The sequence below is a fragment of the Bradyrhizobium sp. CSA207 genome, assembly GCF_029051685.1.
Classification (GTDB): Bacteria; Pseudomonadota; Alphaproteobacteria; order Rhizobiales; family Xanthobacteraceae; genus Bradyrhizobium.
In genome coordinates this window covers 89,995-115,942 of record NZ_JAACFT010000023.1, presented here as the reverse complement: position 1 = coordinate 115,942, position 25,948 = coordinate 89,995, and the positions used below count along the sequence as shown (strand labels likewise).

Below are 25,948 nucleotides of genomic sequence, written 5' to 3'. Positions count from 1 at the left end.
GAAGCGCCGCCGGGAGGTTAACATGAGATTAATCTGGATTGCCATAGCTGCCGCAGCTGCGATGCTGGCGGGACCCGCCGCGGGCCAGCAATGGCCGGCGCGCAACGTCAAGCTGATCGTGCCTTATCCGGCCGGCGGCAATGTCGACAGCGCGGCGCGCATCATCGCCGACAAGCTGCAGGAAAAGCTCGGCCAGCCCTTCATCATCGAGAACAAGGCCGGCGCCGGCGGCATGATCGCGGGCGAGGCCTTCGCGAAGTCTGCGCCCGACGGCTACACGCTGTTCGTCGGCGCCAACGGTCCGGTGCTGTTCGCGACCGAGATCAACAAGCGCGACGCCTATAGCTGGAAGAAAGACTTCCTCCCCATTACGACGATCTCGATGACGCCGCTGGTGCTCGAGGTCCACCCGTCGGTGCAGGCCACGACCTTCAAGGAATTCGTCGACCTCGCCAAGCGCGAGCCCGGCAAGCTGACCATGGCGTCGCCCGGCCCCGGCACCACCAATCACCTGCTCAGCGAGTTGATGCAGTCCAGCCTCGAGCTGCAATGGGTCACCGCGCACTATCGCGGCAATGCGCCGGCGGTCAACGACCTGCTCGGCGGGCAGGTGCAGTTCGCATTCGACCAGCTGTCGGTCAGCCTGCAGCACATCAAGGCCGGGCTGTTCCGGGCGCTCGCTGTCACCAGCCCGCACCGCCTGAAGTCGCTGCCTGATGTCCCGACCTTCGCCGAGCTCGGCTACAAGGATTTCGACGGCCAGACCTTTACGGGCCTGTTCGCACCCGCGGGCACGCCGGCGCCGATCGTCGACAAGCTGCATGAGGCGCTGACCGCGATCCTGAAAGACCCCGGCGTGATCGACAAGTTCGACAAGCTGGGTGCCGAAGCCACGCCGATGACGCCGGAGAAATTCAGGGCCTATCTGGAGCGCGAGGACGCCAAATGGATTCCCGTGGTGCGCAAGGCCAACATCAAGGCGGACTGACCGATGCGGATCGATCCCGGCGAGCTTGGCGCGGAGCGCATCTATCGGCTGATGACCGGCATCGTGGTGCCGCGCCCGATCGCCTGGGTGACCAGCCTGTCGCGCAGCGGCGTGCTCAACCTCGCGCCGTTCAGCGCCTTCACCTTCGTGTCGCAGAAGCCGCCGATGCTCGCCATCAGCGTCGGCCGCAAGGGCGCCGATTACAAGGACACCGCGCACAACATCCTCGACACCGAGGAATACGTCATCCACATCGCCGATACGCCGCTGATGCAGGCGGTGCATGACAGCTCTATCGAGCATCCGCCCGAAATCAGCGAGGTCGCGGAGCTCGGCCTGGAGACGCTTGGCTGCGAGCGCATCAAGGTGCCGCGGCTTGCAATCGCGCCGATCGCGATGGAGTGCCGCTTCCGGCAGTGCCTCGAATTCGGCGACGCCCGCAGCCGGCTGATCGTCGGCGAGGTCGTGATGTTCCACATTCGCGACGGCCTCGTGAACAACGGCAAGGTTGAGACCGATGCGCTCGACCCGATCGCCCGCATCGGCGGGCCGCGCTACGCCCGCCTCGGCGAGATCGTGACGCTGGGCGCCGTGTTTCAGACTCCCAAATCGACCGACTGAACGCGCCGCGCGCGCCGCTGAACTTTATTGGAGAGAACGACGATGCGACTGCTGAGCTATCTTTTGGACGGCGAGCCGCGTTACGGCGCAGCCGTCGAGGGCGGGGTGGTCGACCTGACCAGGCGGATCGGCCGCGACTTCTCCGACGTCAAGGCGCTGATCGCGGCCAACGCATTGGCGGATGCGCAGGAAGCTGTGGCCGGGCAGAAGCCGGACCATGCGCTCGATGATCTCGTCCTGCTGCTGCCGGTGCTGGCACCGGAAAAGCTCTGGTGCATCGGCGTCAACTACGCCGAGCGCAACGCGGAATACAAGGACAGCTCCGACCTACCGAAATATCCGAGCCTGTTCGTGCGCAGCATGTCCTCGATGACCGGCTCCGGCCAGCCGCTGGAGAAGCCGAAAGTCTCGGACCAGCTCGATTATGAAGGCGAGCTCGTCATCGTGATCGGCCATGGCGGCCGTCACATCCCGCGCGAAAAGGCTTGGTCGCATATCTTCGGCATGACGCTGTGCAACGAGGGCACGGTGCGCGACTGGCTGCGCCACGGCAAGTTCAACGTCACCCAGGGCAAGAATTTCGACCGCTCCGGCAGCATCGGCCCGTGGATCGTCACCGCGGACGAGCTCGACCCGCGCGGCCCTCACGACATCATCACGCGCGTCAACGGCGAGGTGCGGCAGCAGGACACCACCGAGCGGCTGATGTTCCCGTTCGACTTCCTGATTTCCTATCTCTCCACCTTCGCCACCCTGAAGCCCGGCGACATGATCGTGACGGGCACGCCGACCGGCGCAGGCGCGCGCTTCGATCCGCCGCGCTGGCTCAACGTCGGCGATGTCGTCGAGGTCGAGTCCAGCCGCATCGGCGTGCTGCGCAACACTGTCGCCGCGGAGAGTTGAGCGATGCTCGATACCGCCACGATCGAACGTCTCGCCGCGCAGCTGGATGAGGCCGAGCGCACCAAGGCGTTGATCCCGATGTTCTCAAAAGAATATCCTACCTTCACCATCGAGGATGCCTACGCAATCCAGCGCGCCTGGACCAAACTCCAGCTCGGCCGCGGCCGGATCATAAAGGGTCACAAGATCGGCCTGACCTCGAAGGCGATGCAGAACGCGGTCGGCATCGCCGAGCCCGATTACGGCGTGCTGTTCGCCGACATGTTCTATGCCGACGCCGGCCCGATTCCGTATGGCCGCTTCCACGCGCCGCGCATCGAGGTCGAGCTCGCCTTCGTGCTGAAGGCGCCGCTGCGCGGGCCCAGCTGCACCATCTTCGACGTGCTCAACGCCACCGATTATGTCACGCCTGCGCTGGAGATCCTGGAGACGCGCATGCACCGCATCGATCCCGAGACCGGGAAGACGCGCAAGGTCATGGACACGATCTCGGACAACGCGGCCAACGCCGCGCTGGTGCTCGGCGGCCGGCCGTTCCGCCCCCTTGAGGCCGATTTGCGCTGGATCGGCGCACTGTTGTTCCGCAACGGCGAGATCGAAGAGACCGGGCTTGCCGCTGGCGTGCTCAATCACCCGGCGAACGGCATCGCCTGGCTCGCCAATCGCCTCGCGCCGCATGACGAGCATCTCGCCGCCGGCGAGGTGGTGCTGGCCGGATCGTTCACGCGTCCGGTCGACATCCGCCGCGGCGACACTTTCCACGCCGATTATGGTGCGTTCGGCTCGGTGTCGTGCCAGTTCGTCTGAACCAATAGCAGGAGGGAGCGAACCATGACCGGTCAAACGCGGCGCAAGAGCATCCACATCGGCGGCTTCAAGCACGTCAACCCGATTCCGAACGCCTGCCGCATCGGCAATCTCGTGATGTCCGGCGTCATCCTCGGCCGCGATGGCGCGACCGGCGAGATGCCTGCGAGCCTGGACGCGCAATGCGCCAACATGTTCGCGCACATGAAGGCGACGGTGGAGGCCGCCGGCGGCTCGACCGACGACATCATCAAGATGACGGTGTGGCTCAAGGACCGCGCGCAGCGCGGGCCTGTCAATGTCGAGTGGCTGAGGATGTTTCCCGACGAGCATTCGCGGCCCGCGCGCCACGCGCTGCCGATGGACAACATGGATGGCGGCGCGCTGGTGCAGTGCGACTTCACCGCCGTGATCGACTGAAGGAGTTTGGCCATGCCGACCTATCTGCCGTTCGACCCCAATCCGCGCCGCCCGGTCAAGGCGCCGCCGCCGAAGACCGTCGACAGCCAGTTTCACGTGCTGGGGCCCGTGGACAAATATCCCGAGCGTCCGGGTGCCGCCTATCGGATGCCGACCGCGACCTGGGAAGCGGCGCTGCGCGTGCACAAGACGCTCGGCATCGAGCGCGGCATCATCGTGCAGACCACGACCTATGGCGCCGACCATGCCGTCGTGCTCGACGGTCTCGCCGCGATGGGCCCGAACTATCGCGGCTGCGCCAATGCGCTGGTGTTTGCGGAGGCGAACGACGCTTATCTCGCCAGGCTGCATGATGCCGGCGTCCGCGGCGCGCGCTTCAGCTTCCGCCAGGAGCTCGGCGCGGTGCTGTCGGACGCCGATTTCGCCCGCGCCATCGCGCGTATCCGCGAGCTCGGCTGGTACGTCAAGATCCAGCCCGAGAAGGACGGCATCGTCTCCAGCGTCGCCAAGTACGAAAATCTCGACGTGCCCGTGCTGATCGACCACATGGCGCGGCCCGATCCGGAAGCCGGCAAGGACGATCCGAACTTGCGCAAGATGCTCGAGCTGCTTGCCAAGGGCAATTTCTGGGTGATGCTGTCGCTCGGCGAGAAGACCTCGAAGCTCGGTGCTCCTTACGACGACGTGATCCCGATCGCGCGCGCCTATATCGAAGCGGCACCTGACCGCTGCGTCTGGGCCAGCGACTGGCCGCACCCGGTCTCCGTCAAGCAGCCGCCCAACGACGCCGACCTGCTCGAACTGATGTACCGCTACGCCCCGGACCAGGCGACGCTGGAGAAGATCCTGGTGCACAATCCGGCGAAGCTGTTCGGGTTTGCGGATTAGAGGGCTCGAGGCGCGCAACAAACGCGGTGCGCCCCCTCTCCCGCTTGCGGGAGAGGGTTGGGGTGAGGGCTCTTTCCTCTTGGGGAATGTCCCATGGCGGATACACCCTCTCCCCAGCCCTCCCCCGCAAGCGGGGGAGGGAGCGCACCTTCATCGTCGCAACAATCGGGCCTGTTCACATCGCCGCTCACCCCGCCAGCCGATCCCGCACCTCGGCCGCGATCTCGAACGAGCGCAGCCGCGCGGCGTGGTCGTAGATCTGTCCCGTGGTCATCAGTTCGTCCGCGCCGGTCTCGGCGATCAGCGCCTTCAGCTTCTCTTCGACCACGGCGGGCGAGCCGATCGCCGAGCACGACAGCGACTGGCCGACCATCGCCTTCTCCGCCGGCGACCACAGCGCGTCCATGTCGCCAGTCGGCGGCGGCAGCGGGCCCGGCATGCCGCGGCGCAGATTGATGAACTGCTGCTGCAGCGAGGTGAACATGCGATGCGCATGATTGTCGCTGTCCGCAGCGAACACATTGACGCCGACCATGGCGTAGGGCTTGTCGAGCTGTGCTGACGGCTCGAAGCGCGCGCGGTACTCGCGCAGCGCCGGCATCATCATTTGCGGCGCAAAATGCGAGGCGAAGGCGAATGGCAGGCCCAGCATCGCCGCAAGCTGCGCGCCAAAGGTGCTCGATCCGAGAATCCACAGCGGCACCTTGGTTCCCATGCCGGGCACGGCACGAATGGTCTGGTTCGGCTGCACATCGCCGAGCAGCGCCTGCAATTCCAGCACGTCATGCGGAAAATTCTCGGACGTGGTGGCAAGGTCACGCCGCAGCGCCCGCGCGGTAAGCTGGTCGGTGCCCGGCGCCCGCCCGAGCCCGAGATCGATCCGCCCCGGATAGAGCGAGGCCAGCGTGCCGAACTGCTCGGCGATCACAAGCGGCGAATGGTTCGGCAGCATGACCCCGCCGGAGCCGACGCGGATGGTCTTGGTCCCGCCCGCGACATGCCCGATCACGACAGATGTCGCCGCGCTGGCGATGCCCGTCATGTTGTGATGCTCGGCCAGCCAGAACCGCTTGTAGCCCCAGCGCTCCACATGCTGCGCGAGATCGAGTGAATGGGCAAACGCCTGCGCCGCATCGCCGCCCTGGCGGATGGGAGCGAGGTCGAGGATGGAGAAGGCGATCATAGTGGGGTCCGATAAGGGGCGTGATGTGCGCTGGGGGTCTCACATATAGGGACCGGCCATCGGAATGTTAGCGCGGCTGCGTCCAAACCGACGGCCATCAACCGCTAGCATCGGAGGACCGGCATTTCCGAGATTGCCCTGTAACCGGACATGTTCCGGACACGCTAAATTGGACGTGAATGACCCTAAGCGGTCAAAGCGCTGATCATACGCCTGCTCTGAGCGACTTCGACATTGGGTAGCCTGAACTTGTGCCGAAGTGTCCACCGGGCACGCCTGTTTCTACGTAGCCTTGGGCGAGGTAGAAACGCCGAGCAGTTTCCGTACTATTTAGAGTGCAGAACAAACAACCGCGACTTGCTGCCCGACACTCAAGGGCAGCCAGCAAAGTCTTGCTAACGCCACGAAATCTTGCGTCTGGACTCACGTAGTTCAACGTGATCTGGCCTTGATCTGTAACCGATCCGACCCCGACAACGCGCTCACAGTCAATTGCCACAAGGAGGTTGTTGTCTGATTGCCTTATCCAAGCCCGAAACACGTCAGGTGTTTTGTTCCCAAGCCATCTCTCCAAGATTGCCGGATCACCCTTGTGGTCGGAAGTGCAAAGCTCAGCAATGGACCGGCACATCACCTCGCAACTTTGAACAGAATCCTCATCCTGCGCGTCGCGTACCTGCACTTTCATGCCTTTGTTCTCAGCTCCATTCAAGTCGTATGGCCCTTCCCACGGACAGTTCTTCCCACTGCTCTCGAAACGATACCAACTGTGCCCACGTCGGATGAATCAGAGCGCCTTCAAATTTTCTTCCGCGCGTTCGCAAAAGCCGCCAGAGAGCTTCTTCATCGGGTGCAACGTCATGCAGTGTTGTCTGGAATGCACCGACAATCGCCTCTGCTTCCGACAAAAAATGCTCATTTGCCTTGATGATTTGTATCGATCTCTCGTTCGCCCTGGGCTTTTGTCGTCCGTCGATTACCTCCATGCTGGAAAATTTCGCGCCGGCCGCAATCGACCCCCAGAAGCCTCGTTGAAGGTGCATCCCTTTTTCTACGATGAAATGAATTAGATCGTGGGGAGGTGAGAACTTTCGATCAGGTCCGATCACGCGCAGACTGACGCCGTCATCGCGGACGGCGATGATGGTCGGACGCTCCGATGTTTTTTCTACGTTTACGTGCATTGCGGAATAGGTACTACGAAACGGGGCGTTTCCACAATTGGCTTCTTCCAGACATGGGCCATGCCCGGCTTGAGTCCGTTATGCGCACGAAAGCGGACGTTGTCCTCTTCCAGGCTTGATGCGTGTTGTTGTGCTCTGCGGATCTTGCAAATCGCCATCCCCCGATTTAACCCGTCGGGGCAAAACACCCGCCTCCCGCGAAACCCCGTCAATCCCCCGCCGCAAAAATATTCCACTTTACCGAAATTCGGAAACGCAGTATCCATCCCCCATCCCGGTCCTCGAAGAGGGGCGATCGTACGTCGTAACGAACGTGGATCGGGGTGCGGTGGACGCGGCAGTGTCGGGCACGCGAAGGCGGGACCAGGGCGAGATGAACCTCGTGAGGTCCTGCTGCGTGCGGACGGACGGCGCCAACGTCCTGCGAAGCCCTTTGGGCGAAGCAGGACGTGTCCGGCGAGCCTTTGGCGAAGCCGGATGGCTGCGTACGGCAAAACCGTGTGGTCCTGGCCGTCGTTGCTACGGTCAAGCCTTGCGGAGATGGTTCGGGGCTCAACCGGGTCTCGAGGCATCGCCAATTCGCAAGGTGACGGTGACAAAAAGGAACTCGTCGCCGGGGAGAGCGCGGCATAAGCCGTCAACCCACTGCGCAGGGAAGGCCGAGTGTTCGGCGACACCTGTATGCTGCTGTGCGGTTTTCTCTGCGCGTGCTTTTCGCGCAGCGGACCGCGGGTGCCAGCCGGCACCCGGTCTTCCCTGCGCCCTCTTCACAGAAGCGGGCCAAAGGATCGAGCAAAGCTCGGGCATTTCCCGCCGCGAGAATGCCGCTGCATGTCTTGCTGTTGGACGTCTTGCCGAAAATGAATGGTGCTGCCAGACAGGATTGAACTGTCGACCTCTCCATTACCAATGGAGTGCTCTACCACTGAGCTACGGCAGCAGGTGCTGGGATTAAGAATCGGCCGCCACGAGGGCCTACCAAGCGGGGCGATATCTGCCACAAGGCCCCCCTCGGTGCAAGCGCACCGGCCCGGCCAAATCGATAAAATCGGTCCTGTTGCGCGCCGAAAACGGCCTTTTTCCCTCGAAATGACCGGTTTGGCTCGGATTTGGTGCCGCAACGTCCCCAGCCAAATGGGCAGTTGGCCGCCTCCGCGAATTCGACCAAATCTGCCGGCTTCGTTGTCGCGGCTGGCCAACGCGCCTTGAGCTGTCGTTATTCGATGGCATCCTGATTCGATCGCGTCTTCAATGGCGTCCTGGGCCGGCCAATGCGATGGATTGCAAATGACCGACGACAACGACAAGAGGCGAGCGGTTGGCCAGCGGCAGGACCGGCTGAAATCGGCGCTGCGGGAAAACTTGAAGCGGCGGAAGCTGCAGGCGCGCGAGCGCGCCGCAACTTCCGCCCCCTCGCAGAATGAAGATGGTTCCCTAAATGAGGGGACCGCCGGCAAGAACGACGGTTAGAATTCCGGCGGTTGGATTTTTGGAGCGAATGACAGTGGCAGTGGGGCAGGACGGACCGCAACGAACTGACAGGGACGCGCAGATGTTGCGGTTCTCCCGTCCCGAACAGACCTTCCCGACGCTGACGGCCGCCGAGATCGAGCGCATGCGGCATTTCGGCGAGCTCCGCAGCTACGCCGATGGCGAGCTGATGTTCGAGACCGGCAAGCCGGGGCCGGGCATGTTCGTGGTGCTGAAGGGGCATGTCACCATCACCCAGCGCGACGGGCTCGGTCACGTCACCCCGGTGATCGACCAGGGGCCGGGGCAATTCCTGGCCGAGCTCAGCCAGCTCTCGGGTCGGCCGGCGCTGGTCGATGGCCGCGCCGAGGGCGAGGTCGAGACGCTGCTGCTGCCGCCGGAACGGCTGCGCGCACTTTTGGTCGCCGAGGCCGAGCTCGGCGAGCGCATCATGCGTGCGCTGATCCTGCGCCGGGTCAGCCTGATCCAGGCCGGCGTCGGCGGCATCGTGCTGATCGGGCCGTCCCATTCGGTCGGCGTGGTCCGCTTGCAGGGCTTTCTCACCCGCAACGGCCAGCCGCATCATCTGCTCGATCCCGACCGCGAGCGCGACGCCGCCGAATTGATCGCGCGCTACTCGCCCAAGCCCGAGGACTGGCCGCTGGTCGTCACCGCCGATGGCACGGTGCTGCGCAACCCCGGCGAAACCGAGCTTGCCCGCAGCATCGGCATGATCGGCGGGCCGAAGAACGACCGCATCTACGACGTCGCGATCGTCGGCAGCGGGCCGGCGGGCCTTGCGACCGCGGTCTATGCCGCCTCCGAAGGTCTCTCGGTCGCCGTGCTCGACACCCGCGCCTTCGGCGGCCAGGCCGGCGCCAGCGCGCGCATCGAGAACTACCTCGGATTTCCGACCGGCATCTCGGGAATGGCGCTGACGGCGCGCGCCTTTAACCAGGCGCAAAAATTCGGCGCCGACATCATGATTCCGGTGACGGCCAAGTCGCTCGACTGCACGCGGGGCGACGGCGCATTTTCGGTCGAGCTCGACGGCGGCGACGTGCTGCGCTCGCGCGCGGTCGTCGTTGCCAGCGGCGCGCGCTATCGCCGGCCGGAGATCGCGAACCTCGACAAATTCGAAGGTCGCGGCGTCTGGTACTGGGCTTCGCCGGTCGAGGCACGGCTCTGCGCAGGAGAAGAGGTGGCGCTGGTCGGCGCCGGCAATTCGGCAGGGCAGGCGGCGGCGTTCCTGTCGGGCCATGCCAAGAAAGTGCTGATGATCATCCGCGGCGGCGGCCTCGGGGCCAGCATGTCGCGCTATCTCATCGAGCGCATCGAAGCGACGCCGAACATCGAGCTGCTGTTCAACACCGAGATCACCGCGCTCGAGGGCGACGAGGCCTCGCTGCTGCGGCGCATCCGCTTGAAGAGCCGGCTGTCGAGCGACGAGGATTTTGCCGACATCCGCAATCTCTTCCTGTTCGTCGGCGCCGATCCCGCCACCGGCTGGCTCGACGGCTGCGGCGTGACGCTCGATCGCGGCGGCTTCGTCGTCACCGGCGGGCAGTCCGAGCAGAACCAGGGCCGGCTCGTCGCCCCGCTGGAAACCTCGGTGCCCGGCGTCTACGCCGTCGGCGACGTCCGCTCCGGCTCGGTCAAGCGCGTCGGCGGCGCCATCGGCGAGGGCGCGCAGGTCGTGGCCTCCCTGCACGGTTTCCTCGGCGACGCCGCAAAACCGGCGCTTTAGCCAAGCAGAAGACAAGCGGACGGCAAGAGGAATCTGACTTGCCGTCTCGCCAATAACTACAGACTATCCCCTCATCCTGAGGAGCGCGCTCTTGCGCGCGTCTCGAAGGATGAAGGCCCGGATGCAGCCGCGCCCGCATGGTTCGAGACGCGTGCTTCGCACGCCCTCACCATGAGGGAGCAATAACTGGCCGAACGACAAAGACTCATAAGGGAGGACTAAATGGCTGAACTCGTCGTGCTCTACAAGACGCCCAAGGACACTGCTGCCTTCGACAAGCATTATGCCGAGACCCACATTCCGATCGCCAAGAAGCTTCCCGGCCTGACAAAATACGCCGTCAGCACCGGGCCGGTCGGCTCCCCCGCTGGGCCTTCCGGAATTCACCTCGTCGCCATTCTCACCTTCAACAGCGTGGCCGACATCCAGGCGGCCTTCGGCAGCGCAGAGGGCAAGGCGGCAGCGGGCGATGTGCCGAAATTCGCCAGCGGCGGCGCCGACCTCCTGATCTTCGACACCAAGGAAGTCTGAGACGCGCACGAGGCGCCTCGCGCATCGCGGGGCGTCTTCGCCGTATCAGATTCAACTTTCGCCAAAAGCCCTGAACTTCGTAGCCCGGATGGAGCGAAGCGCAATCCGGGACAGCACCATCCGCACGCGTGATGCCCGGATTTCGCTGCGCTCCATCCGGGCTACAAACTGCCGTCGTTTGTGACAGTGCTGCAAAAAATTCAGCCATGCGTTTGTCGATTCGCACGATCACGCATGGCTGCGCGCGCATGTGTGATGGCAGCGCATATGGCAATCCGATGAGGAGCGTAATATTAATCTGGCGAACTCAATGCAGAGAGTAGGAGAGATGTCATGGTTCTTGGGTTGAGCCTGCCCGCCTTCACGATGGTCCATGTCATCATCAGCCTGATCGGCATCGTCGCCGGCCTCGTCGTGATGTTCGGCCTGCTCGGCTCGAAGCCGATGCCGGGCCTCACCGCGATCTTCCTGTTGTTCACGATCCTCACCAGCGCCACCGGCTTCCTGTTTCCGTTCAAGGAGCTGCTGCCGTCGCATATCATCGGCATCATCTCGCTGGTGCTGCTCGCGATCGCCTGCATCGCGCTCTACGGCATGAAGCTCTCGGGCGTCTGGCGTCCGGTCTACATCGTGACCGCCATGATCTCGCTCTACTTCAACGTCTTCGTGCTGGTGATCCAGTCGTTCCTCAAGGTGCCGGCGCTGGCCGCGCTCGCACCGGCCGTGCCGCCGGCGCCGCCGTCTGGGCCTGTGTTCGCCGTGGTGCAGGGCATCGTGCTGGTGTTCTTCGTGGTGCTGACCATCGGCGCCTGGCGCCGCTACCGGCCGATGACGTTCGCCTGATCGATTCCCGCGTTCAACAACTTCCAGACTTCGCGGTCACGCATCCGATCGGGGCGTGCCACGCAATGACGTCTCATGAAAGGAGCCACGCAAATGCCCACCATCACCACCAAGGACGGCGTCGAGATCTTCTACAAGGATTGGGGGAGTGGCCAGCCGATCGTGTTCAGCCATGGCTGGCCGCTGTCGTCGGACGACTGGGACGCGCAGATGATGTTCTTCGTCACCCGTGGCTACCGCGTCATCGCCCATGACCGCCGCGGCCATGGCCGCTCGGCGCAGGTTTCCGATGGCCACGACATGGACCACTATGCCGACGACCTCGCGGCCGTGACGGCGCATCTCGACCTCAAGAACGCCATCCATGTCGGCCATTCCACCGGCGGCGGCGAAGTCGTGCACTACATCGCCCGCCACGGCGAGAGCCGGGTGGCGAAGGCCGCGATCCTGTCCGCAGTGCCGCCGCTGATGGTGAAGACGGAGGCCAATCCCGGCGGCCTGCCGAAGAGCGTGTTCGACGACTTCCAGGTCCAGCTCGCTGCCGGCCGCTCGGCTTTCTACCGCGACATCGCCGCCGGCCCGTTCTACGGCTACAACCGTCCCGGCGCAAAGCCGTTGGAAGCGGTGATCCAGAACTGGTGGCGCCAGGGCATGATGGGCGGCGCGAAAGCGCATTACGACGGCATCGTCGCGTTCTCGCAGACCGACTTCACCGAGGACCTGAAGAAGATCAACGTGCCGGTGCTGGTGATGCACGGCGACGACGACCAGATCGTGCCCTACGCCGATTCCGCGCCGCTGTCGGCCAAGTTGCTCAAGCACGGCACGCTGAAGACCTACAAGGGCTTCCCGCACGGCATGCCGACCACGCACGCCGAGACCATCAACGCCGACCTGTTGGCGTTCTTCAAGGGGTGAGTCTTCTTCCTTCTCCCCTTGTGGGAGAAGGTGGCGCGAAGCGCCGGATGAGGGGTTGTATCCTCGCATTCATTTGCGAGAGGTGCGCTCGCGGAGACAACCCCTCACCCGTCTCACCGCTGCGCGGCGAGCCACCCTCTCCCACAAGGGGAGAGGGGAAGCGACCTCACTTCAACAGCCCCCTGATCGCCTCGAACGTTCGCTTCACGAAAGCCTCGGGCTTGTCGCGCGTGCCTTCGCCGAGCCAGATCTCGCCGCCGCCATGCTGTGGGAGCGACGCTGACCGGTGTATCCTTCATGGCCGGGCATTGATGCCGGTGAGCGCATGGTTTTCGCGGAAATTTCGGCGCCCGCGTGCGTTGGAGTGTATCCCCCTCAAGGAGAAGTGCCGGCGATGTCTCCACCGCTCAAACTGATCGCGCTCGATGCCGAAGATCTCGCCGTGATCTCCACCCATGTCCAGGACGCCCGCGTGCTGACCTCGGATATCATTTGGCGGCAAAGCGAGAAGCGGCTCGTCATCGGCATGAGCCGGCGGGACTGGGAACAGATGCTGGAGGGTGAGGCCGAGCCGCGCCGGCTGGTCGCGGCCCTGCGCTTCGACCGCGTGCTTGCCTGCAAATCGCGCAATATCGACCTTGCCGCACCGGACAAGGTCCTGGACCTCGTCGGCATCGAGTTTCACCCCGCGGACGGCCGCGACGAGGAGCCCGGCGGCAGCGCGCTGCTCCTGTTCGCCCAAGGCGGCACCGTCCGCCTCGACGTCGAATGCCTGGAATGCGAGCTGACCGACCTCGGGGCGGATGGGCTGGGGATGGGGCTCGGGATCGAGGACGAGGCGTAAGGGGCGCATACCTTATGCCACAATCCGGCCCTGGCCGGGACGATACCGCCCAAGGGTTGACGGCGGGAGGCCGCCGCGCCATTGAGCAGGGGGGTCTTGTGACGCCGATCCGCCCTCAAAAGACCAGCCAGAGCCAAGCCCAAATGCCCATTCGTCTCGACCGCAGCAGCGCCGATTTTGACCAGCGATTCGCGGCTTTCCTCGCCGCCAAGCGCGAGACTTCGGCTGACGTCGAGGCCGCCGCGCGTGCCATCGTCGACGATGTCGCCAAGCGCGGCGATGCCGCCCTGCTCGAGGCGACGCAGAAATTCGACCGGTTGACGCTGGATGCAGGCTCGCTGCGGATCACGGCCGACGAGATCGAGGCCGCGGTGAAGGCTTGTGATGCTGCGACGCTGGATGCCCTCAAGCTGGCGCGCGACCGCATCGAGACCTACCACGTCCGGCAATTGCCGAAGGACGAGCGTTTCACCGATCCGCTCGGCGTCGAGCTCGGCTGGCGCTACACCGCGATCGAATCCGCCGGCCTTTACGTGCCCGGTGGCACCGCAGCCTATCCGTCCTCGGTGCTGATGAATGCGGTGCCGGCAAAAGTCGCCGGCGTCGCGCGCCTTGTCATGGTGGTGCCGTCGCCCGATGGCAAGCTCAATCCGCTGGTGCTGGCGGCGGCAAAGCTCGGCGGCGTCACCGAGATCTATCGCGTCGGCGGCGCGCAGGCAGTGGCCGCGCTCGCCCACGGCACCGCGACGATCGCGCCGGTGGCAAAGATCGTCGGACCCGGTAACGCCTATGTCGCTGCCGCAAAGCGGCTGGTGTTCGGCAAAGTCGGCATCGACATGATCGCCGGGCCTTCCGAAGTGCTGGTGATTGCCGACGATACCGGCAATGCCGACTGGATCGCCGCCGACCTGTTGGCGCAAGCCGAACACGACGCCAGCGCACAATCGATCCTGATCACCGATTCCGCGCGCCTTGCCGCCGATGTCGAAAAGGCCGTCGAAGCGCAGCTGAAGACGCTGCCGCGCGCCGTGATCGCGGGCCGCTCATGGGCGGATTTCGGCGCCATCATCATGGTGAAGAACCTCAACGACGCCATTCCACTTGCCGATGCCATCGCCGCCGAGCATCTCGAAATCATGACGGCGAATCCCGATGCGCTCGCCGCAAGAATTCGCAACGCCGGCGCGGTCTTCCTCGGCGCGCATACGCCGGAGGCGATCGGCGACTATGTCGGCGGCTCCAACCACGTGCTGCCGACGGCGCGCTCGGCGCGGTTCTCCTCGGGGCTCGGCGTAGCCGACTTCATCAAGCGCACCTCGATCCTGAAATGCGGCCCGGATCAGCTTCGTGCGCTGGGCCCGGCCGCGATGACGCTCGGCAAGGCGGAGGGACTGGATGCCCATTCGCGCTCGATTGGATTGCGCCTCAACCTGTCATGACAAAGCCGCCCGACCAGGACGACTCGACCAATCGCATCGTCGCGGTCACGCTCGACGAGGACTCGATCGGCCGTTCCGGTCCCGACATCGAGCATGAGCGGGCGATCGCGATCTATGATCTGATCGAGCAGAACCTGTTCGCGCCGGAGGGCGCCGACGGCAAGGGCCCGTTCACGCTGCACATCGGCATCACCGGCAGCCGCCTGATGTTCGACATCCGCCGCGAGGACGGCACGCCTGTGGTTGCGCATCTGTTGTCGCTGACGCCGTTCCGGCGGATCGTGAAGGACTATTTCATGATCTGCGACAGCTATTACCAGGCGATCCGCACGGCGACGCCGGACAAGATCGAGGCCATCGATATGGGCCGCCGCGGCATCCATGACGAGGGATCGCGCACGCTGCAGGAGCGGCTGAAAGGCAAGGTGCGAGTCGATTTCGAGACCTCGCGCCGGCTGTTCACGCTCATTACCGTTCTGCATTGGAAAGGTTAAACGCGGATGGCTGCGCCCCCACGCGCACGCGATCCGCAATCGGTACTGTTCGCCTGCGCGATGAACAGCGTGCGCTCGCCGATGGCCGAGAGCCTGCTGCGGCACATGTTTCCGCAGGGACTCTACGTGAAGTCGGCCGGTGCCAGGACGGGCGAGCTCGATCCCTTCGCCGTCACCGTGATGGCCGAGCTCGGCCAGGACATCTCCACCCACAAGCCGCAGACCTTCGAGGAGCTGGAGGATTGGGAGGGGCTGAATTTCGACCTGATCATCACGCTGTCGCCGGAGGCGCACCACAAGGCGCTGGAGTTGACCCGCACGCTTGCCGCCGAGGTCGAATACTGGCCGACGCAGGATCCCACCACCATCGAAGGCAGCCGCGACCAGAAGCTGTCCGCCTACCGCGACGTCTGCGACCAGCTCCTGCTGCGCATCCGCAAGCGCTTTGCGAAGGTGGGGGCGGCGAGCGAGTAGCCGTGCGCCGCCGTAACACCGGCGTCACAGACAGCAGGCACACGCGTGCTGGGCCCGTCGAATCAGTAAAGTCCGGGTTCCCGGGTTGTGAAATCAGCCCCCTTCCGATAGGTTCCGCGCGCAATTCACCCCCTGCTTCATCCCCCAAATCACCTGATGCTCGGCCGCCCCAAATTCGTTCTTGCCTCCGGTTCGCCGCGGCGCCTGTCGCTGCTCAACCAGGCCGGCATCGAGCCGGATGCGCTCCGGCCCGCCGACGTCGATGAGACGCCGAAGCGGGGCGAGCTGCCGCGCGCCTGCGCCAATCGCCTCGCCCGTGCCAAGGCCGACGCGGCGCTCAAATCTGTCCAGCTCGACGACGAGCTGCGCGGCGCCTTCATCCTCTCCGCCGACACGGTGGTGGCGGTCGGCCGCCGCATCCTGCCCAAGGCCAATCTCGTCGACGAGGCCGCGCAGTGCCTGCGGCTGCTGTCGGGCCGCAACCACCGCGTCTACACAGCGATCTGCCTGGTCACGCCGCGCGAGGCCTTCCGCCAGCGCCTGGTCGAGACCCGCGTCCGCTTCAAGCGCCTGTCGGAGGACGACATCCAGGCCTATATCGGCTCCGGTGAATGGCGCGGCAAAGCCGGCGGCTATGCCGTGCAGGGCATCGCCGGCTCCTTCGTGGTCAAGATGGTTGGCTCCTACACCAATGTCGTTGGCCTGCCGCTCTACGAGACCACCACGCTGCTCGGCGGCGAGGGCTTCCCGATCCGCTTCGGCTGGCTCAACGCCGTCGGCATATGATGGCCGCTGGCCGCACGCCGATATAAAAGTCGAAAACAACCCCATGCAGAGTAGAATCGACCCCGCGCGCTGGCGGGCGATGCATGCGCCGCCGCCTCAGGAACCCCTTTGCCGACAGACTCTTGACCTTCTTCACCTCGTATAAGCCGCCGCCATCATGAACGACCAAGCCAAAAAGCCTGCGAGCGCCCTCAAGATCTGCCCGATCTGCGGCAAGCCGCAGTCCGAGGCCACCCGCCCGTTCTGCTCGTCCCGCTGCCGCGACGTCGACCTGAACCGCTGGCTGAAAGGCTCCTACGTCATCCCCGGCAAGGATGACGATGTCGACGACGTCGAATAGCTACGTATTATCATATAGTTAAAAAGACGGCGTGGGCCCTGCGCGGTCGCTGGCCCGGCCCAGCCCCACCTTGTGCACAGCCGGGCCGTGACCGGCGAAGCCTCTTGGCCAAGCCGGGTGGACAGGCAGCCCTCAGCCCACTATAAACCGCCCGCTCGATGGGCCTTGACCTTCTCTTTGGCCCCTCTTTTCGAGCACGCCCAGGTAGCTCAGTTGGTAGAGCATGCGACTGAAAATCGCAGTGTCGGTGGTTCGATTCCGCCCCTGGGCACCATTTCCGTGTGACTAGCGGCCGGAGCTCCCCGCTGCGCCTCAACTCCCGTACAGATAGTTCGGCAGCCACAGCGTCATGCCGGGCCAGAGGTACATGATGACCATGCACAGGATGACGATCAGCATGTAGGGCATCATGCCGGCGAAGATCTGGTTGAGCGTGACATGCTTCGGTGAGACGCCTTTGAGGTAGAACGCTGACATCGCGACCGGCGGTGACAGGAACGCCGCCTGCAAGTTTACGAACACCAGCGTCCCCCACAGGATCGGATCGATATTGAAGTGCTTCAGCATCGGCAGGAAAATCGGCACGAAGATGATGATGATCTCGGTCCATTCGAGCGGCCAGCCGAGCACGAAGATGATCGCCTGCGACAGGAGCATGAACTGCACCGGTGTCATGTTGAGCGAGAGTACCCATCGCTCAAGCAGCGCCTGCCCGCCGAGAATTGCGAACACTGCCGAGAACAGCGCCGAGCCGACGAACAGCCAGCACACCATCGCGGTGGTCTTCGCGGTTAGGAACACCGCTTCCTTGGTACGCTTCCAGTCGAGCGTGCGGGCTTGCAGCGCCAGCAAGAATGCGCCAAAGGCGCCAACGGCGGCGGACTCGGTCGCGGTGCAGATTCCGAACAGGATTACGGCGAGCACGACGACCGTGAGAATGCCGAGCGGCATGGTCGACGAGGTCAGCAGTTTCACAACCGAGAGCCGCTCGGCGTTGAACCTCCAGTAGTAACGGACCTGCAACAGCGCGCAAACAGTCGCGATGCCCCAGAACCAGAGGTAGAATTGGAGCCCTGGCCCCAGTTCAGCGGGCGTGGCCTCGTGCGTAACCAGCTCTGGCGTGCCCAATTGCTGCACGCCGGTTACCGCGAGTTCGATGGCAGCCTGCTGGTGAATAACCACATACCACCAGATGGTGGCCATCGTGCCGGCGACGATCGTAAACGGCGCCAGCGCGTAACCGAAGCTTGAGAGCAGCATCCAGTAGCTGACGGGACGGCCTTCCGCGTCGATTCGCCTTGCCTGCGACGGAGAGATCAGCCCCTTAATCAGCGAGATCAGGATCGTTTGCGATCGATAGGTGTCCTCGAACTTCGACAGCCACGCCGGCACCGGAACCTTCGTTTGGTCCTCCGGCAATGGCGGAGCGATCTTCGGACTGATCATCGCCCAGGCGACTATGTAAATGAGATACAGGAACGACAGAAAGAAGCCGGGGAACATCGCCGCCGCGTACAGCTTGACGATCGACTGACCGGCGACCGCAGCATAGACGATGATCATCACCGACGGCGGAATCAGAATGCCGAGCGTGCCGCCCGCCGTGATGACGCCGGAGGCGAGCTTCACGTCGTATCCCGCCTTGAGCATGGGATTAAATGCGATGACGCCCATCAGCACCACCACCGCGCCGACAAGGCCGCTCGCGATCCCCCAAAACGTGCAGACGATCAGGGTCGCGACCGCTAGCGAAGCCGGCACGCGGCGGAACGCGAGCTGGATCGAGTAGAACATCCTGTCGACCAGCGCGCCGCGCTCCATCACGTAGCCCATGAGCACGAACAGCGGGATGGAAATCAGGACGTCGTTGGTCATCGCGCCGTAGGTGCGCTCAACCATCAAATCGAACACGCGGTTGTCGGCCCAGGAATGCGTCGGGTCATAGAACGCGATGTAGCCAAAAAATATGCCCAGGCCCATCAGCGTGAACGCGGTCGGGAAGCCCATCATGATCACAACCACGATGAGCGTGAGCATCAAGAGCCCGAGTGCCGGATCGCTCATGTGTTCACGTCCCCGCCCATACCGCGCTGGCGCGCACTCTCGTCGATCTCATGCGCCCGCTCGATGGCGATCTTGCGCGTCTCCTCGTCGACATATTCGCTGTGAGCGAGCTGCTGCTCGATGACGTCGATCTCCGCGACGTCCTTGAGCCGGCTGGGCCATTCGCCGGTCTTCAGGCAGACGACGCAACGCACGATCTCGGCGACGCCTTGCAACATCACCAGCGCGCCGGCGATGGGGATCACGGACTTGAAGTGATAAACCGGCGGCCCATCCGCCGTCACGTTCGAATGCTCCGCGATCCGCCACGAGTCGGCCGCGTAGTCAAAGCCCGCGTAAATGAGGGCGGCGATACCAGGGATAAAAAAAGCGGCATACAGCACGATGTCCAGCCACGCCTGCATGCGCGGTCGCATCGAGCTGTAAAGGAAGTCGCCGCGGACATGGGCGTTCTGCGCCAGCGTGTAGGCGCCGCACAGCATAAACGCGGTTCCGTACAGCATGTTATCAAGATCGAAGATCCACGCCGTCGGCATGTTCATGATGTAGCGCTTGAACACTTCGACGCAGACGACGGCCATCAGCAAAATGATCAGCCAGGCCGCGGCCTTGCCGCACCACGTGCTGATTTCGTCAATGATAAGCAGAAATCTTTGGACCGTCATCGGTCGCCGCCGATTAATCCGAGGAAAGAATGAAATGATGAAGCACCATCCGGTCGTCGTCCCGAACGGTGCTTTGCCGGTTCAATATGCCGTCAGGTCTTCTTCGCAGTCCCTTTTGGCCCGAAGTAGTAATCGAACGCCATCTTGCGGTTGACGACGGTGTCCTGCTCCCATTGCGTCGCCCGCCTGGCAAACGCGATCTGCGATTCGACGATTTCCTTGAACAGCGGATTTTCCGTCGATTTTTTCTTGACGATCTCGTCATAAATCTCGAGCTGCGCCTTGAGAATGGAGTCCGGCGTCTTGTAGAACTTCACCTTGTCCTTGGTCTGCAGCTCGACGTAGTCCTGCGAATAACGGTCGATCGCCTTCCATTGCATCTCTTGCGAAGCGGCGCTGACTGCATTGGCAATGATCGCCTTCATCTTGTCCGGCAGCGCGTCGTACTTGGTCTTATTGAAGGTGATTTCGAGCTGCTCGGCGTTCTGGTGGTAGCTCTGCAGCATGCAGACCTTGGAGACGTCTGCGAAGCCAAGCAGGCGGTCCGACGAGGCGTTGTTGAACTCGGCCGCGTCGAGGAGGCCGCGATCCATCGCCGACACGATCTCGCCGCCCGGCAGCGCGTTCACCGCGGCGCCCATTGCTGTGAACATGTCGATTGAAATACCTACCGTTCGATATTTGAGGCCCTTGAGATCGTCGACGCTGGTGACCGGCTTCTTGAACCACCCGAGGGGCTGCGTCGCCATCGGTCCGTACGGGAACGACACGACGTTCAGGCCGACCGATGCATAAAGTTTGGCGAGAAGCTCCTTGCCGCCGCCCCATCTGTGCCAGGCGAGCAGCATGTTGGCGTCCATGGCGTAGCCCGGACCCGAACCCCACAGCGCCAGCGCGTTCTGCTTGCCGTAGTGGTAGACCAGCACGCCATGGCCGCCGTCGAGCGTGCCTTTCGACACGGCATCGATCAGCCCGAACGCGGGCACCACGGCGCCGGCGGGAAGCACGTCGATCTTGAGCTCGCCGCCGGTCATGTCGTTGACCGTCTTGGCGTAGTCGAGTGCGTATTCGTGGAAGATATCCTTCGACGGCCAAGTGCTCTGAAAGCGCATGCTCATTGGGCCCTGCGCGCTAACGATCGTCGGCGCGGCGACCGTTGCGGCGGCCCCCGCAGCAGCGACCTTGAGAAAGCGGCGGCGGCTGGAAGTGCCGCCCCTGTTTGGTTTGGTCATGGTTTCCTCCTCCCCTTGGAACAGCGATCCCTTGCGGATCAGCCCCTTTTTTATTGGGAGAAGTCAAAGACTTGCGTAGGGGATTGGCAAGGAATCTTCGGGATGATGCGACGCTACGACGCGGATTGCGGTAATGACGCGCCGCACCAGGATCAGACCACGAAGCGTAGCTACTTTTCAGAAGAGCAGATCATCGGAATCTTGAATGAGCATGAGGCCGATGTTTCCGTCGCTGATCTGCCGCAAGCATGGCGTCAGCGACGCCAGCATCTACAAATGAAAAGCGAAGCTCGACGGGATGGAGGTGTCGGAGGCCAAGCGGCTGAAGACGCTGGAGGACGAGAACACGCGGCTGAAGCGGTTGCTGGCCGACGCCATGGACAATGCGGCCTTGAAGGACCCTCTGGAAGGTGGACTGCTGTTACAGCCAGGCCAAGATGAGATCCGCGGGCGCCTTAAATTATATAGTTATTTCAATAACATGCGAGTTCGTAGTTTTATTCTGAATGGCGCACCATTCCCATCAAATCTCAAATGCGTTGAGAAGACGGGCGCTGGATCGCGCTCAATCCGTCAGCGCCGGGTGCGATCGAGACCGATTTCGGCGGCGGGCGCGGCTCACTCTGCCGTGCCGGCAAGGCGCAGATTCGGCACGCCGACGCCACGGACGCGGATGGGCGCGGCCAACTCTCCTTCGCTGACATCGACAACGAAGCCGAGATCATCGCGGCGCAGGCGGAATTCGATTGTCCTGCCTGCCTCGCGCCAATCCGCCGTCTCGCCATCATCGACATAGACGAGGCCTGAGCCACCGCGTTCAGGCGCCCCGAACGCAATCGCCGTCAACCCCTTCTCGTCCTCGATCGGAACGATCGCGCCGGCGCGTGCAAAGACGGGCAGCCGGCCCAGAGGCGCTGCGACGGTCATGGTCCGCCCGCCCTCGAATGCCGTCCCGTCATGCCAGTCGTACCAACCGCCGGGATGGGCCGGCAGATAGACCTCGCGCGTCGTCGCCCCCTCATCGAGCACCGGAGCGACGAGCAGATCGGGGCCGAGCATGAACGCGTCCTCGACGGTCGCCGCAATCGCGTCCGAATTGAAATCCCACAACAGCGGGCGCACCGCCGGCACGTCTTCGGCCGCCGCACGCCACATCTGGGTGTAGAGATAAGGGATGAGGCTGTGACGCAGGTTCATCGCGGATCGGACCTGGGGAAGTACTCCCGGATGCATCCAGGGCGTGTTGACGATGCCGCTCGTCTTCCAGGAATTCATCACCATGCGCGGCCACAGCGCGCAGAACTCGACAAAACGACAGAGCAGTTCCGGGCCTGGCGATGGGCCGTGGAAGCCACCGACGTCATGGCCGATGTTGTAAAGCCCCGACAGGCTCATGTTGAGGCCCTGGGTCAGGTTGTAGCGCAGCGTCTTCCAGGCGGTTTCGTTGTCGCCGCTCCAGGTCTGGCCGTAGCGGGCGATGCCGGCGCTGCCGGCGCGCGTGATGGTATAGGGGCGTTTGTCCGGTGCCTGTGCCGCCTGGGTCTCAAAGGCGAGCTTGTGCATCAGGAGTGCCTGCGCGGGACGGGCGAGCCCTTGCGGAAACGGTCGCCCGTCGCCGTCGCAGACCGCATCCTCGTCCCAAATCTCATATTCGTTGTTGTCGCTCCACACCGCTGTTACCCCATAGGCGAGCAGCGCGTCGCGGATGCCGTCCGCCCACCACTGCCGGCCCTTCGGGTTGGTGAAGTCGACATGGAAGCCGAGGCCGTCCCAGAATTGCGCGACCGCGGGATCGCCGGTCTCGCCGTCGGCGACCAGGATGCCGCTCGCCCTGGCTTCAGCGAGCCGCGGATGATCGTCGAGGAGGCAGGGCTTGATGTTGGTGACCGGCTGCATGCCGGCCGCCTTGAGCCTCGCCATCGTCGCCGACGGATCCGGGAATTTGTCGCGGTTCCAGTTGAAGACGTAGCGACGGTCGCCGATCGAGGTGTAACCCGAGCCGAAGTGAAAGCTGTCGCAACGAATGCCGTGGCGTCTGCAATCCTCGATGAAGCCGGTGATGCGCGCGTCCGCATCCGGCGCGTCGGCAATCGTCATGGTCGTCATCGCGAAGCCGAGCGTCCAGCGGGGCGCAAAAGCCTGTCCGCCGGTCAGCCAGGAAAACCGGCGCGTTACTTCTGGCAGGGTCGGGCCGGCGAGCACGTAATAGTCGAGGTCGCCGTCCTCGGCGCGATAGCTGCGGAACAGCCCATGGTAATTGTCGATCGTGCAGCCGAGGTCGACCGAGCCGAGGGCGAGATTGTCGTAGAAGATGCCGTGCGCGCCGCGTCGGCCATCGACGATGAAGAACGGCAGCATCTTGTACAGCGGATCGGAAAGCTCGGCATCGAAGCCACAAGGGTCGACGGCGTCGATTGCGAAGCGCCGGCCTGTGCGATCGAGCGGACCGGCCTTATCTCCGAGGCCGTAATGGCGTTCGTCGTCGTGCCGTTCCATCGCGTGCAGCAACGCACCGGTCTTGCGCGACAGCAAATAGGCCTGGGTCGGACGGTCGCGCAGCAATGGCCGGTCCTCGCCGTCGCGGTACCAGGCGATGCCGAACGGATCAAGCCGTACTTGCGCGCTGAGACCCGCGGCGGCGAGCGTGACGATGCCGCCGGCCTCCGACACGGTCGAAGCCGGATTGGCAAAGCCGGAGAAATCGTCGCGCAGCCGTCCCTCGAACGGCGGCTCGGTGCGATCAGGCGCGATCGCCCAGCCGCGGTCGAGGCGATAGCCATCCTGCCGGCGCAGGGTGACGCGGCCGATGTCGCTCTCCAGAATCGCGACGCGCAGCGTCGCGAGCGGAGCCGCCGCCGGTCCGGTCGCGAGGTCGAACAGCGCGGCGTGGCCGTCGAGACCGCGGAAGCGGCCATGGGTCAGGGCTTTCATGAAATCAGGCTCCGGGTCGATCAGGGCCGGGCGAGGACTGCGCCGGTTGCGTCGAAGATGTGCAGGTGGCCGGCGGCGAAGCGGATCGCGACCGCATCGCCGCGGTAGAACTGTGACTGGCCGTCCTGTCGCAGCGTGATCTGCGGCAGGCCGGGGGCCGAGGCATAGATGAAGGTCTCACCGCCAAGCCGTTCGACGAGGTCGACAGTTGCTGTGAGCATGCCCGTGTCGGGCGCGACGTCGATATGCTCGGGGCGGATGCCGAGCGTCACGGCCGCGCCGGACGCGAGGCCGGAAGCCGCGCGGGGTAACGCGACTTCACGTTCGCCGACCGTGAGGCGGAGCATGCCGTCGTCGGAAATCACCACAGCCGGCAGGAAGTTCATCCGGGGCGAACCGATGAAGCCGGCAACGAAGGCGTTCGAAGGGTGATTGTAGAGTTCGAGGGGCGTGCCGATCTGCTCGATCCGGCCGGCTTTTAGCACCACGATCCGGTCGGCAAGCGTCATGGCTTCGACCTGATCGTGGGTGACATAGATCATCGTGCCGCCCAGCTTGGCATGCAGCGCGGCAAGTTCCTTGCGCGTCGCGACGCGCAACTCCGCGTCGAGATTCGACAACGGCTCATCGAACAGAAAGATCTTCGGATCGCGCACGATGGCCCGGCCGATGGCGACGCGCTGGCGCTGTCCGCCGGAGAGCGCCTTGGGTTTGCGGTCGAGATAGTCCGTGAGCCGCAGCATGGCGGCGGCGCGCTCAACCCGTTGCTCGATCGCCGCAGGCTTCAGCCCCATGTTCTCGAGCGCAAAGGCCATGTTCTTGCGCACGCTCATGTGCGGATAAAGCGCATAGGACTGGAACACCATGGCAAGCCCGCGCTCGGAGGCCGGCAGATGGGTGACGCGCTCGCCGTCGATATGGACCTCGCCGCTGGTTACGTTTTCGAGGCCGGCGATGACGCGCAGCAGCGTCGACTTTCCGCAACCGGACGGCCCGACGAAGACGACGAATTCGCCATCCTTCACGGCGAGATCGATGCCGTGCAGCACGTCGATGGTGCCGAAGGATTTGCGTGCGCCCGTGAGTTTCAGTTCAGCCATGGTCGATAGCCCCGATCGGTCATTTCATGCCCGTCGAGCCGATGCCCGTCGTGATGAAGCGCTGGAGGAACACGAAGACGAGCGCGACGGGAATGAGCGTCACGACCGTCATCGCAAGCAGGTAGTGCCACTGGGTCTGGAGTTCGCCCTGGAAGGCATTGAGCGCGATCTGCAGCGTGTAGACCTCGGTCTTGGTCAGCACCGCGAGCGGCCACAGGAATTCGTTCCAGCGCCACATGATCGAGAAAATCGCCAGAACCGCCAGCGCCGGCAGGGTCAGCGGCATGACGATGCGCCAATAGATCTGCCACTCGGACGCCTTGTCCATGCGCGCGGCCTCGATCAGATCCTTTGGCAAGGTCAGCATGTATTGCCGGAGCAGGAACACGCCCGTCGGCGTCGCGGCACCCGGCAGGATCACCGCCCAAAGCGAGTTGGTGAGGCCGAGTTCGGTCACCACCAGATAGACGGGCACGAGGATGATGGTCACCGGGATCATCAGCGTCCCGATCACCGCCAGCGTGGCCGCCTGCTTGCCGGGGAACTGATAGACGGCGAGCCCATAGGCGGCCATGGAATTGATCAGCAGCGTGATCAGCGTGGCGATCACCGTCACGAATACCGAATTGTACAGGAAGCGCAGGAAGGCGAAGCGCTGCAGCGGCTCGCTGTAGTTCTCGGTCGCAAGCGCGACGCGGCGCACCGGTTCGCGCTTGTCGATCGCGACGCGGAACTGTTGCGAGGGATCGGCGGGATCGACCATCTGGGCAATGAGCCCGATGCGCCGGACCTGCGCCAGTTCGCGGACCGTGCCGTCGGGAAGCTTGGCGCGGAACAGCGGCAGCTTCTGTGGCTGACCCGATACCGTCACTTCGATCTGTGCGAACGGCAGCAGCGACGGGGGAAATTCCAGCAGCGCGCTCTGGGTCTTGAACGATGACAGCACCAGCCATAGCACCGGGCCGAACATCAGGACGACGCCGAGCGCGAGATAGACGTAGGCCGCCATGTCGGTCCAGTGCAGCGGACGTCCGGTCCCGTTGCGACGCTGACCGAGCATGCTTGAAAGGCGCATG

Annotated in this window: 27 protein-coding genes, 2 tRNA genes and 1 pseudogene; 19 read left to right on the top strand and 11 right to left on the bottom strand. The window is 64.0% G+C overall.

From position 1 onward, the window contains the following. Nucleotides 1–22 precede the first annotated feature (22 nt). Genes GWG65_RS25500 through GWG65_RS25475 form a run of 6 tightly spaced genes read left to right on the top strand, consistent with a single transcriptional unit; the run spans nucleotide 23 to nucleotide 4,627 of the window. Nucleotides 23–988 (top strand): tripartite tricarboxylate transporter substrate binding protein, encoded by a 966-nt coding sequence (locus tag GWG65_RS25500; RefSeq protein WP_275198310.1) that lies wholly within the window; start codon nucleotides 23–25, stop codon nucleotides 986–988. Nucleotides 989–991: 3 nt separating this feature from the next. After that, nucleotides 992–1,609: a flavin reductase family protein gene (locus GWG65_RS25495; RefSeq protein ID WP_275198309.1), complete on the top strand. Its 618-nt coding sequence runs from the start codon at nucleotides 992–994 to the stop codon at nucleotides 1,607–1,609. Nucleotides 1,610–1,651: 42 nt separating this feature from the next. Further along, complete coding sequence (locus GWG65_RS25490; protein ID WP_275198308.1) at nucleotides 1,652–2,512, top strand: fumarylacetoacetate hydrolase family protein; 861 nt, start codon at nucleotides 1,652–1,654, stop codon at nucleotides 2,510–2,512. Nucleotides 2,513–2,515: 3 nt separating this feature from the next. Beyond that, nucleotides 2,516–3,319: a 2-oxo-hept-4-ene-1,7-dioate hydratase gene (hpaH, locus tag GWG65_RS25485; RefSeq protein ID WP_275198307.1), complete on the top strand. Its 804-nt coding sequence runs from the start codon at nucleotides 2,516–2,518 to the stop codon at nucleotides 3,317–3,319. A 24-nt stretch (nucleotides 3,320–3,343) separates the two neighbouring features. Then, nucleotides 3,344–3,739: a RidA family protein gene (locus GWG65_RS25480; RefSeq protein WP_275198306.1), complete on the top strand. Its 396-nt coding sequence runs from the start codon at nucleotides 3,344–3,346 to the stop codon at nucleotides 3,737–3,739. A 12-nt stretch (nucleotides 3,740–3,751) separates the two neighbouring features. Next, entirely contained in the window at nucleotides 3,752–4,627 is an 876-nt protein-coding gene (locus GWG65_RS25475; protein ID WP_275198305.1) for an amidohydrolase family protein, read from the top strand. A gap of 187 nt (nucleotides 4,628–4,814) precedes the next feature. Here the strand turns inward: GWG65_RS25475 and GWG65_RS25470 are convergent, their stop codons facing one another. From GWG65_RS25470 to GWG65_RS25450, 5 genes are all read right to left on the bottom strand, one after another. Beyond that, nucleotides 4,815–5,810: an LLM class flavin-dependent oxidoreductase gene (locus GWG65_RS25470; RefSeq protein ID WP_275198304.1), complete on the bottom strand. Its 996-nt coding sequence runs from the start codon at nucleotides 5,808–5,810 to the stop codon at nucleotides 4,815–4,817. 205 nt (nucleotides 5,811–6,015) lie between these two features. Next, nucleotides 6,016–6,441: a GNAT family N-acetyltransferase gene (locus tag GWG65_RS25465; protein ID WP_342760665.1), complete on the bottom strand. Its 426-nt coding sequence runs from the start codon at nucleotides 6,439–6,441 to the stop codon at nucleotides 6,016–6,018. Between the two features lie 67 nt (nucleotides 6,442–6,508). Next, nucleotides 6,509–6,994: a hypothetical protein gene (locus tag GWG65_RS25460; protein WP_275198303.1), complete on the bottom strand. Its 486-nt coding sequence runs from the start codon at nucleotides 6,992–6,994 to the stop codon at nucleotides 6,509–6,511. Next, nucleotides 6,985–7,260 (bottom strand): hypothetical protein, encoded by a 276-nt coding sequence (locus GWG65_RS25455; RefSeq protein ID WP_275198302.1) that lies wholly within the window; start codon nucleotides 7,258–7,260, stop codon nucleotides 6,985–6,987. The genes GWG65_RS25460 and GWG65_RS25455 overlap by 10 nt, the downstream gene beginning before the upstream one ends. Nucleotides 7,261–7,859: 599 nt before the next feature. Beyond that, nucleotides 7,860–7,934, bottom strand: a tRNA-Thr gene (locus GWG65_RS25450). Between the two features lie 347 nt (nucleotides 7,935–8,281). Here GWG65_RS25450 and GWG65_RS25445 point away from each other — a divergent pair. The 12 genes from GWG65_RS25445 (at nucleotide 8,282) to GWG65_RS25390 (ending at nucleotide 17,154) form a co-directional block, all read left to right on the top strand. Further along, on the top strand, nucleotides 8,282–8,464 hold the full coding sequence (locus tag GWG65_RS25445) for a hypothetical protein (protein ID WP_275198301.1): 183 nt from the start codon (nucleotides 8,282–8,284) through the stop codon (nucleotides 8,462–8,464). Nucleotides 8,465–8,546: 82 nt separating this feature from the next. Next, on the top strand, nucleotides 8,547–10,211 hold the full coding sequence (locus tag GWG65_RS25440; protein WP_275198300.1) for an FAD-dependent oxidoreductase: 1,665 nt from the start codon (nucleotides 8,547–8,549) through the stop codon (nucleotides 10,209–10,211). A gap of 222 nt (nucleotides 10,212–10,433) precedes the next feature. After that, the gene (locus GWG65_RS25435; RefSeq protein ID WP_275198299.1) at nucleotides 10,434–10,742 is read left to right on the top strand and encodes an EthD family reductase; all 309 of its coding nucleotides are present in this window, start codon (nucleotides 10,434–10,436) and stop codon (nucleotides 10,740–10,742) included. Between the two features lie 333 nt (nucleotides 10,743–11,075). Next, nucleotides 11,076–11,585, top strand: coding sequence for a hypothetical protein (locus GWG65_RS25430; RefSeq protein WP_275198298.1), 510 nt, complete (start codon nucleotides 11,076–11,078; stop codon nucleotides 11,583–11,585). Nucleotides 11,586–11,678: 93 nt separating this feature from the next. After that, on the top strand, nucleotides 11,679–12,503 hold the full coding sequence (locus GWG65_RS25425; protein WP_275198297.1) for an alpha/beta hydrolase: 825 nt from the start codon (nucleotides 11,679–11,681) through the stop codon (nucleotides 12,501–12,503). A 394-nt stretch (nucleotides 12,504–12,897) separates the two neighbouring features. After that, nucleotides 12,898–13,347 (top strand): DUF2948 family protein, encoded by a 450-nt coding sequence (locus tag GWG65_RS25420; protein ID WP_275198296.1) that lies wholly within the window; start codon nucleotides 12,898–12,900, stop codon nucleotides 13,345–13,347. 143 nt (nucleotides 13,348–13,490) lie between these two features. Continuing rightward, nucleotides 13,491–14,786, top strand: a complete 1,296-nt coding sequence (gene hisD / locus GWG65_RS25415; RefSeq protein WP_275198295.1) for a histidinol dehydrogenase — start codon at nucleotides 13,491–13,493, stop codon at nucleotides 14,784–14,786. Further along, nucleotides 14,783–15,280 carry a UPF0262 family protein gene (locus tag GWG65_RS25410; protein WP_275198294.1) on the top strand — a complete coding sequence of 166 codons (498 nt, stop codon included), beginning with the start codon at nucleotides 14,783–14,785 and terminating at the stop codon, nucleotides 15,278–15,280. The genes hisD and GWG65_RS25410 overlap by 4 nt, the downstream gene beginning before the upstream one ends. Nucleotides 15,281–15,286: 6 nt before the next feature. Continuing rightward, nucleotides 15,287–15,754 carry an arsenate reductase ArsC gene (locus tag GWG65_RS25405; RefSeq protein WP_275198293.1) on the top strand — a complete coding sequence of 156 codons (468 nt, stop codon included), beginning with the start codon at nucleotides 15,287–15,289 and terminating at the stop codon, nucleotides 15,752–15,754. A gap of 156 nt (nucleotides 15,755–15,910) precedes the next feature. Next, the gene (locus GWG65_RS25400; protein ID WP_275198292.1) at nucleotides 15,911–16,540 is read left to right on the top strand and encodes a Maf-like protein; all 630 of its coding nucleotides are present in this window, start codon (nucleotides 15,911–15,913) and stop codon (nucleotides 16,538–16,540) included. A gap of 157 nt (nucleotides 16,541–16,697) precedes the next feature. After that, nucleotides 16,698–16,880: a DNA gyrase inhibitor YacG gene (gene yacG / locus GWG65_RS25395; RefSeq protein WP_275198291.1), complete on the top strand. Its 183-nt coding sequence runs from the start codon at nucleotides 16,698–16,700 to the stop codon at nucleotides 16,878–16,880. A gap of 198 nt (nucleotides 16,881–17,078) precedes the next feature. Further along, nucleotides 17,079–17,154: transfer RNA gene (locus GWG65_RS25390), tRNA-Phe, on the top strand. A 38-nt stretch (nucleotides 17,155–17,192) separates the two neighbouring features. Here the strand turns inward: GWG65_RS25390 and GWG65_RS25385 are convergent. The 3 genes from GWG65_RS25385 to GWG65_RS25375 all read right to left on the bottom strand — a co-directional run bounded on the left by GWG65_RS25385 (nucleotide 17,193) and on the right by GWG65_RS25375 (nucleotide 20,841). Next, complete coding sequence (locus GWG65_RS25385) at nucleotides 17,193–18,944, bottom strand: TRAP transporter large permease subunit (RefSeq protein ID WP_275198290.1); 1,752 nt, start codon at nucleotides 18,942–18,944, stop codon at nucleotides 17,193–17,195. Next, nucleotides 18,941–19,609 (bottom strand): TRAP transporter small permease subunit, encoded by a 669-nt coding sequence (locus GWG65_RS25380; RefSeq protein WP_275198289.1) that lies wholly within the window; start codon nucleotides 19,607–19,609, stop codon nucleotides 18,941–18,943. The genes GWG65_RS25385 and GWG65_RS25380 overlap by 4 nt, the downstream gene beginning before the upstream one ends. Before the next feature lie 92 nt (nucleotides 19,610–19,701). Beyond that, on the bottom strand, nucleotides 19,702–20,841 hold the full coding sequence (locus GWG65_RS25375) for a twin-arginine translocation signal domain-containing protein (protein ID WP_275198288.1): 1,140 nt from the start codon (nucleotides 20,839–20,841) through the stop codon (nucleotides 19,702–19,704). Nucleotides 20,842–20,946: 105 nt separating this feature from the next. Between GWG65_RS25375 and GWG65_RS25370 the strand changes: the two are divergent. Beyond that, nucleotides 20,947–21,241 (top strand): annotated as a pseudogene (locus tag GWG65_RS25370) (transposase); the annotation flags it as partial. A 218-nt stretch (nucleotides 21,242–21,459) separates the two neighbouring features. Here the strand turns inward: GWG65_RS25370 and GWG65_RS25365 are convergent. Genes GWG65_RS25365 through GWG65_RS25355 form a run of 3 tightly spaced genes read right to left on the bottom strand, consistent with a single transcriptional unit; the run spans nucleotide 21,460 to nucleotide 25,947 of the window. After that, the gene (locus tag GWG65_RS25365) at nucleotides 21,460–23,772 is read right to left on the bottom strand and encodes a glycoside hydrolase family 31 protein (RefSeq protein WP_275198287.1); all 2,313 of its coding nucleotides are present in this window, start codon (nucleotides 23,770–23,772) and stop codon (nucleotides 21,460–21,462) included. A gap of 20 nt (nucleotides 23,773–23,792) precedes the next feature. Next, nucleotides 23,793–24,872, bottom strand: coding sequence for a sn-glycerol-3-phosphate ABC transporter ATP-binding protein UgpC (gene ugpC / locus GWG65_RS25360; protein ID WP_275198286.1), 1,080 nt, complete (start codon nucleotides 24,870–24,872; stop codon nucleotides 23,793–23,795). A 19-nt stretch (nucleotides 24,873–24,891) separates the two neighbouring features. After that, complete coding sequence (locus GWG65_RS25355; protein ID WP_275198285.1) at nucleotides 24,892–25,947, bottom strand: carbohydrate ABC transporter permease; 1,056 nt, start codon at nucleotides 25,945–25,947, stop codon at nucleotides 24,892–24,894. Between the last annotated feature and the right edge of the window lies 1 nt (nucleotide 25,948).

Bases quoted from the DNA above. Each gene is read 5' to 3' on its own strand.
- GWG65_RS25500 (WP_275198310.1), top strand. From the start codon at position 23: ATGAGATTAATCTGGATTGCCATAGCTGCCGCAGCTGCGATGCTGGCG.
- GWG65_RS25495 (WP_275198309.1), top strand. From the start codon at position 992: ATGCGGATCGATCCCGGCGAGCTTGGCGCGGAGCGCATCTATCGGCTG.
- GWG65_RS25490 (WP_275198308.1), top strand. From the start codon at position 1,652: ATGCGACTGCTGAGCTATCTTTTGGACGGCGAGCCGCGTTACGGCGCA.
- hpaH (WP_275198307.1), top strand. From the start codon at position 2,516: ATGCTCGATACCGCCACGATCGAACGTCTCGCCGCGCAGCTGGATGAG.
- GWG65_RS25480 (WP_275198306.1), top strand. From the start codon at position 3,344: ATGACCGGTCAAACGCGGCGCAAGAGCATCCACATCGGCGGCTTCAAG.
- GWG65_RS25475 (WP_275198305.1), top strand. From the start codon at position 3,752: ATGCCGACCTATCTGCCGTTCGACCCCAATCCGCGCCGCCCGGTCAAG.
- GWG65_RS25470 (WP_275198304.1), bottom strand. From the start codon at position 5,810: ATGATCGCCTTCTCCATCCTCGACCTCGCTCCCATCCGCCAGGGCGGC.
- GWG65_RS25465 (WP_342760665.1), bottom strand. From the start codon at position 6,441: ATGTGCCGGTCCATTGCTGAGCTTTGCACTTCCGACCACAAGGGTGAT.
- GWG65_RS25460 (WP_275198303.1), bottom strand. From the start codon at position 6,994: ATGCACGTAAACGTAGAAAAAACATCGGAGCGTCCGACCATCATCGCC.
- GWG65_RS25455 (WP_275198302.1), bottom strand. From the start codon at position 7,260: ATGGATACTGCGTTTCCGAATTTCGGTAAAGTGGAATATTTTTGCGGC.
- GWG65_RS25445 (WP_275198301.1), top strand. From the start codon at position 8,282: ATGACCGACGACAACGACAAGAGGCGAGCGGTTGGCCAGCGGCAGGAC.
- GWG65_RS25440 (WP_275198300.1), top strand. From the start codon at position 8,547: ATGTTGCGGTTCTCCCGTCCCGAACAGACCTTCCCGACGCTGACGGCC.
- GWG65_RS25435 (WP_275198299.1), top strand. From the start codon at position 10,434: ATGGCTGAACTCGTCGTGCTCTACAAGACGCCCAAGGACACTGCTGCC.
- GWG65_RS25430 (WP_275198298.1), top strand. From the start codon at position 11,076: ATGGTTCTTGGGTTGAGCCTGCCCGCCTTCACGATGGTCCATGTCATC.
- GWG65_RS25425 (WP_275198297.1), top strand. From the start codon at position 11,679: ATGCCCACCATCACCACCAAGGACGGCGTCGAGATCTTCTACAAGGAT.
- GWG65_RS25420 (WP_275198296.1), top strand. From the start codon at position 12,898: ATGTCTCCACCGCTCAAACTGATCGCGCTCGATGCCGAAGATCTCGCC.
- hisD (WP_275198295.1), top strand. From the start codon at position 13,491: ATGCCCATTCGTCTCGACCGCAGCAGCGCCGATTTTGACCAGCGATTC.
- GWG65_RS25410 (WP_275198294.1), top strand. From the start codon at position 14,783: ATGACAAAGCCGCCCGACCAGGACGACTCGACCAATCGCATCGTCGCG.
- GWG65_RS25405 (WP_275198293.1), top strand. From the start codon at position 15,287: ATGGCTGCGCCCCCACGCGCACGCGATCCGCAATCGGTACTGTTCGCC.
- GWG65_RS25400 (WP_275198292.1), top strand. From the start codon at position 15,911: ATGCTCGGCCGCCCCAAATTCGTTCTTGCCTCCGGTTCGCCGCGGCGC.
- yacG (WP_275198291.1), top strand. From the start codon at position 16,698: ATGAACGACCAAGCCAAAAAGCCTGCGAGCGCCCTCAAGATCTGCCCG.
- GWG65_RS25385 (WP_275198290.1), bottom strand. From the start codon at position 18,944: ATGAGCGATCCGGCACTCGGGCTCTTGATGCTCACGCTCATCGTGGTT.
- GWG65_RS25380 (WP_275198289.1), bottom strand. From the start codon at position 19,609: ATGACGGTCCAAAGATTTCTGCTTATCATTGACGAAATCAGCACGTGG.
- GWG65_RS25375 (WP_275198288.1), bottom strand. From the start codon at position 20,841: ATGACCAAACCAAACAGGGGCGGCACTTCCAGCCGCCGCCGCTTTCTC.
- GWG65_RS25365 (WP_275198287.1), bottom strand. From the start codon at position 23,772: ATGAAAGCCCTGACCCATGGCCGCTTCCGCGGTCTCGACGGCCACGCC.
- ugpC (WP_275198286.1), bottom strand. From the start codon at position 24,872: ATGGCTGAACTGAAACTCACGGGCGCACGCAAATCCTTCGGCACCATC.
- GWG65_RS25355 (WP_275198285.1), bottom strand. From the start codon at position 25,947: ATGCGCCTTTCAAGCATGCTCGGTCAGCGTCGCAACGGGACCGGACGT.